The sequence below is a fragment of the Bradyrhizobium sp. 31Argb genome, from assembly GCF_043638955.1.
In the GTDB taxonomy this organism is placed as follows: Bacteria; Pseudomonadota; Alphaproteobacteria; order Rhizobiales; family Xanthobacteraceae; genus Bradyrhizobium.
Genome location: NZ_JBEGDB010000437.1, coordinates 1 through 4,407, shown reverse-complemented (window position 1 = coordinate 4,407; position 4,407 = coordinate 1). Strand labels below are relative to the sequence as shown.

The following is a 4,407-nucleotide window of genomic DNA, read 5'->3' as shown; positions in this document are numbered from 1 at the left end:
GCCACCCGAAAACTTGCCGATCCTCGAATGGCTCGGTATCAAAACGTCAAAATCACTGTGATGAACCACTAGCCGTTCTCTCGACCTGTGTGGAGTCTGCACGTCGAGTTGATCCTGACTTTTGAGCGTCTGGCAGTTCCTTCGTGACAACTGGCTTTCAAACCGCGTGTTCAAATCCTACAACGACATCCTCGATCACTGTTGCTAGGCGTGGAACAAACTTATCGACCAGTCGTAGTGCATCATGTTTATCGGAATGCGCGATTGGGCATATCGGTTCTAATCAGCGGGGAGCGGCCTCAGAGCCCCGCCGCCTTGGTCAGATTGACGCGGAAGCGGTCGCGGCGCCGCTGATAGCGCCGGGTCATCTCGGCGCTGGCATGGCCCAGCTGCTTCTGCACGTAGCGCTCGTCGACCTCCGCGGAGGAGGCGAGGCCGGCACGAAGGGAATGTCCGGCAAATTTCGTCTCCCGTTCGCCTTCCGGAAGATCGCCGCGCACTCCGGCGGCGAGCGCCGCGCGTTTGACCAGCCGGGCGACCTGCTGGTCGGTAAGCGACAAAGAGACCCCATCTGGCGGACTGGCTGAGCGATCGGCTATCGGCTGCTCAGTTGTGAGCCGATGTGAGTTTCTATGTCTGCGCCTAGTTCTGAAACTAGAACCTTCCATATGATCGAAGCGGTCGCCGAGCGTCTTGAGGGAGCGCCGCGGCAGCTTCGGCGACGCTGGTCGGACGAGTTCAAAGCGCAAGTTGCGGCAGAGGCGCTCGAGCCCGGCGCGAGCGTATCGGCGATCGCCCGCCGGATCGGCATTCACCCTTCGCAGCTGTTCGCCTGGCGCCGTGATGCGCGGGCCGAACGAACTTACCCCTCGCAGCGTTCGAGTCGCGAAGCCGCGATGGCTTGCATGTCAGTGATCGAGATTGCCATTGGCGAGGTGGTCGTGCGCGCCGGCCGGGATGTCGACGAGGCGCATTTGCAGCGCGTGATCCGGGCGGTCCGTTCGGCATGATTCCCTCTGGTGTGAAGGTGTTCCTGGCCAGCCATCCGGTCGACTTCCGCAAGGGTATCGATGGCCTTGTTGCGCTGGTGCGCGATGCGGGCTCAGATCCGTTCTTATGTGTCGGACGAGATTATGGCGGAGGCGCCCTAACGCCAGCCAGGGCCGGCCACGGCTGGATTCCTCCGCCACATAATAATCAGATGTTGGCCAGCAGCTGCAGGATGGTGTCGTTCGGCCGGAAGCGCGCGCTGCGGTCGCCTGAGACGCCCGCCTTCTCGAGTCCCCGGCGCATCATCTCGACATCCGCAGCGGCGTATCGGTGGGTTGTGGCGACCTGAGCATGGCCAAGCCAAGCCTGGATCGTCAGGAGGTCCACGCCTGACCGGAGAAGCTTCATGGCGAGGGAATGCCGGAAGATGTGCGGCGATATCGGCTTGCCCTCCAAGCTTGGCCTCGTGGACCCGGCCTGGGAGGCGGCACGCCGCACGATGTGTGTCGCGCCGAAACGCGTCAGGCGCTCGTTGTGAACCCCGACGAAGATCGGCCGCGGTTCATGATTGGCGAGGCCGCGTTCGCTCAATAGGTCCGTCACCGATCGCACCAGATCCTTAGGAATGGGAACGACGCGATCTCGGCGTCCCTTGCCGTGAAGCAGCACCTGCGGACGTCCTCGCTCCAACTGGAGGTCGTTCGCGTTGACGCCGGTCGCTTCGGACACGCGAGCGTCGGTTCTCGCCAAGAAGAGCAGAAAGGCCCGGTCGCGCCGGCCGCGGGGCGTCGTCTGATCAGGGGCTGCGATGATGGCCTCCACCTCGGCGTTGGTGAGATGATGCGTCACCTCGATGTGGGCCCGTTTGGTGGGGACCGTCAGAACCCGTTGGGCGACGCCGAACGAGGCGGGATCGGCGGCAGCGACGTGATGGAAGAAGGATCGGATCGCGGCTAGTCGGGCGTTGCGCGTTGCGACGGAGTTGTTCCGCTTCTCCTCAAGCTCGTCAAGAAAGGCGAGAACAAGGTCCCGATCGAGATCCTCAAGGGCCAGCGCCGCCGGCTTCTTCCCCAAATGGGCGGCGGCAAAGAGGATCAGCATGCGCAAGGCATCGCGATAGCTGGCTAAGGTCGCGGAGGTCGCGTTGCGCTGCTTGGTCAACCGGCGACGAAAGTACGACTCCAGGAGCGGCGCCAGCAGGAGGTGTTCGTTCATGCCGCGCCTCCGTCGAGGAAGGCGCGCTCAGCCGCGATGGCGAGGAGATCCGACGAGCCGGTGAGGTAGTAGGCTGTGTCGCTATAGTTGGCGTGGCCGAGGTAGGTGGCGAGTAAGGGCAGCAGCGCTTGGACGTCTGCGCGCTGTTGGTGCCACAGCCTGAGCCTGGTCACCGCGAACCGGTGCCGGAGATCGTGCGGTCGCAGAGGCTTGCCATTGTCAAGACCCGCGAGCTTGCGGGCCTTAGCGAAGTTGCTTTGCAGGCCGGTCGCCGACAGACGGCAGCCTCGCGAGCTGAGGAAGAAGGCCTCGCCTTTGGGCCTGGGAAACACGGTGTCGCGCTCACGGGCATATTGACGAAGGGCTGCCTGGGTCGTTGGGTGAACAGGAATCAGGCGGTCTTTACGGAACTTGGTTTTACGGACGAGGACGACCCCGTTGGTCAGATCGACGTCGCCGCGATCAAGGCTGACCACTTCGCCCGATCGTAATCCCGTGCTGGCCAACAATCCAATTAGCGTCGCCATCGTGCGGCCCCTGAGAGGGTTCCCTGGCGAAATGAAGCTGCATGCGTCGATAAGCGACGTCAGCTCAGCCTCACTTAGGATGCGCGGCGGCGGAATCGCCCTGGACCGCGGGAAAGCTTTGCGCTCCAAGACCTCGGTCTGGGGGTCGTAGACGACCAGGTACTCGTAGAATCGGCGGAGCACGCCGTGACGGACCGCGCGGCTGTCGGCGGCGCCACCGAACGACAGGACGAAGTCCAGCGCCATCGTCCGGGTGGCGGGCGCACCCAGCTGAGATCGCTCGACGTAGCGAACGAAAGCCCGCAGCGTGCCGGCTTGCTTGTTGAAGGCGTAGCCGAGGGAGCGGCGCAGCTTGATGTAGCGCTCGACCTTGTCGTCGAGGAATGCGGCGAAGACGGTCATGCGGCGCCTCCCGGAAAGGGGAGCGCGACCTCAGCGAGCTGCGAGGCCGCGACCTTCACGTACAGCGCCGTTGTGTTGATGCTTCGGTGCCCTAGAAGATCGGCGACCTCGTTGATCGGCCTTCGTCGCCCCACGAGCTGGGTGGCTAGACTGTGGCGCAGGAGATGTGCGCCTCCGACGCGACCGAGCTCGATCCCACCATGCTGCAATCGCTTCCGCACGATCCTCGAAACAGACGACGCGTACTTGAATGGTCCCACGGGCGGCGTGAAGGACAGGAACAGATGCTGACTATCGACCTTCGGTCGAGCCCGCAGGATGTAGTCGGCGAGCGCGGCGCCGGTCTCCTCGATGAGCGGGGCCACTCGGTCACGCTTGCCCTTGGTGCGCCGGACAAAAACCTCGCCAGCTCGCCAGTCGATATCCCGGAGCTGAAGAGCGCGTAGCTCGCCGTTGCGAATGCCTGTGGTGGCGAGCAACAACAGGACAGCTCGATCGCGAAGGTCGATCGGCGTCGCCTTGCCGATCGCATCGATGGCGCGGCGAACATCATCCCACGAAAGCCGGGGCGGTAAATGGGCCAGTCGCCAATATGGCGTTCTTGGAACGACGGGAGCCAGATCCTGCTCGTGGTGGCCACCCCAATGCAGAAAGCGGAGAAACGTTCGGATGTGAGAGATCGCCGCCGTGCGAGTGCCGGAGGTCGCCGAGAGCGACAGCCGATACTCGACAGCGGCAAGGACATGCTCTGCCGTCAACGCCTCGAGGTCTTGGCCAGGATGGCGATGGCGGAGCCAATCCAGAAAGCGCCGTGCGCCCAAGAGAACGCCATCGCGGGACCTTGGCTCAAGGCCTCGTACCCTGCTCAGATAGTCAGAAAAGGAGCGCAAAAGCGGAGCGTCCGGATCATCGACTACAATGGGCGTCGAAGCAATGAATCGTTCGGGCGCCACCCGTCGCGCGTGTTGGAGCGCAGACACTGCCGCAATCCGCGGTGAGTCCGTGGTGAATGTGCATAGATAGCTATCGACGATAGCTTCGCCGATCGGCCGTGAACCGCAATGTGCTGCAACAAAAGGGCCGAACCGCGCGATCCGGCTCAGATAAAGCTTAGCGGATGCTTGCTTGTAACCGAGCGAGAAAAAGTGCCCCGCGATGCGCTCCATCTCGGCGCCGAGCGCCCCGTCACGAAGGCGTTTACTCATAGGTCAGAAATATAGGCGACATCTGGATGCTTGAAGAAGGAACGCACCAAAGCTGGTCTGTTGCCGAT

At 62.9% G+C, this 4,407-nt stretch carries 4 protein-coding genes and 1 pseudogene; 1 reads left to right on the top strand and 4 read right to left on the bottom strand.

What is annotated here, in order from left to right; translation table 11 throughout:
* Nucleotides 1–299: 299 nt before the first annotated feature.
* Nucleotides 300–554: pseudogene (locus AAFX91_RS39500) on the bottom strand (tyrosine-type recombinase/integrase); the annotation flags it as partial.
* A 114-nt stretch (nucleotides 555–668) separates the two neighbouring features.
* Between AAFX91_RS39500 and AAFX91_RS39495 the strand changes: the two are divergent.
* Complete coding sequence (locus tag AAFX91_RS39495; protein ID WP_282525018.1) at nucleotides 669–1,010, top strand: transposase; 342 nt, start codon at nucleotides 669–671, stop codon at nucleotides 1,008–1,010.
* A 187-nt stretch (nucleotides 1,011–1,197) separates the two neighbouring features.
* Here the strand turns inward: AAFX91_RS39495 and AAFX91_RS39490 are convergent, their stop codons facing one another.
* The 3 genes from AAFX91_RS39490 to AAFX91_RS39480 are packed head-to-tail and all read right to left on the bottom strand — an operon-like array spanning nucleotide 1,198 to nucleotide 4,300.
* Complete coding sequence (locus AAFX91_RS39490; RefSeq protein ID WP_394570101.1) at nucleotides 1,198–2,205, bottom strand: tyrosine-type recombinase/integrase; 1,008 nt, start codon at nucleotides 2,203–2,205, stop codon at nucleotides 1,198–1,200.
* The gene (locus AAFX91_RS39485) at nucleotides 2,202–3,134 is read right to left on the bottom strand and encodes a tyrosine-type recombinase/integrase (RefSeq protein ID WP_394570100.1); all 933 of its coding nucleotides are present in this window, start codon (nucleotides 3,132–3,134) and stop codon (nucleotides 2,202–2,204) included. The genes AAFX91_RS39490 and AAFX91_RS39485 overlap by 4 nt, the downstream gene beginning before the upstream one ends.
* The gene (locus tag AAFX91_RS39480) at nucleotides 3,131–4,300 is read right to left on the bottom strand and encodes a tyrosine-type recombinase/integrase (RefSeq protein WP_394570099.1); all 1,170 of its coding nucleotides are present in this window, start codon (nucleotides 4,298–4,300) and stop codon (nucleotides 3,131–3,133) included. The genes AAFX91_RS39485 and AAFX91_RS39480 overlap by 4 nt, the downstream gene beginning before the upstream one ends.
* Nucleotides 4,301–4,407 lie beyond the last annotated feature (107 nt).

What these genes read in the sequence shown, in the direction of transcription:
- AAFX91_RS39495 (WP_282525018.1), top strand. Translation starts at nt 669, where the DNA reads ATGATCGAAGCGGTCGCCGAGCGTCTTGAGGGAGCGCCGCGGCAGCTT.
- AAFX91_RS39490 (WP_394570101.1), bottom strand. Translation starts at nt 2,205, where the DNA reads ATGAACGAACACCTCCTGCTGGCGCCGCTCCTGGAGTCGTACTTTCGT.
- AAFX91_RS39485 (WP_394570100.1), bottom strand. Translation starts at nt 3,134, where the DNA reads ATGACCGTCTTCGCCGCATTCCTCGACGACAAGGTCGAGCGCTACATC.
- AAFX91_RS39480 (WP_394570099.1), bottom strand. Translation starts at nt 4,300, where the DNA reads ATGGAGCGCATCGCGGGGCACTTTTTCTCGCTCGGTTACAAGCAAGCA.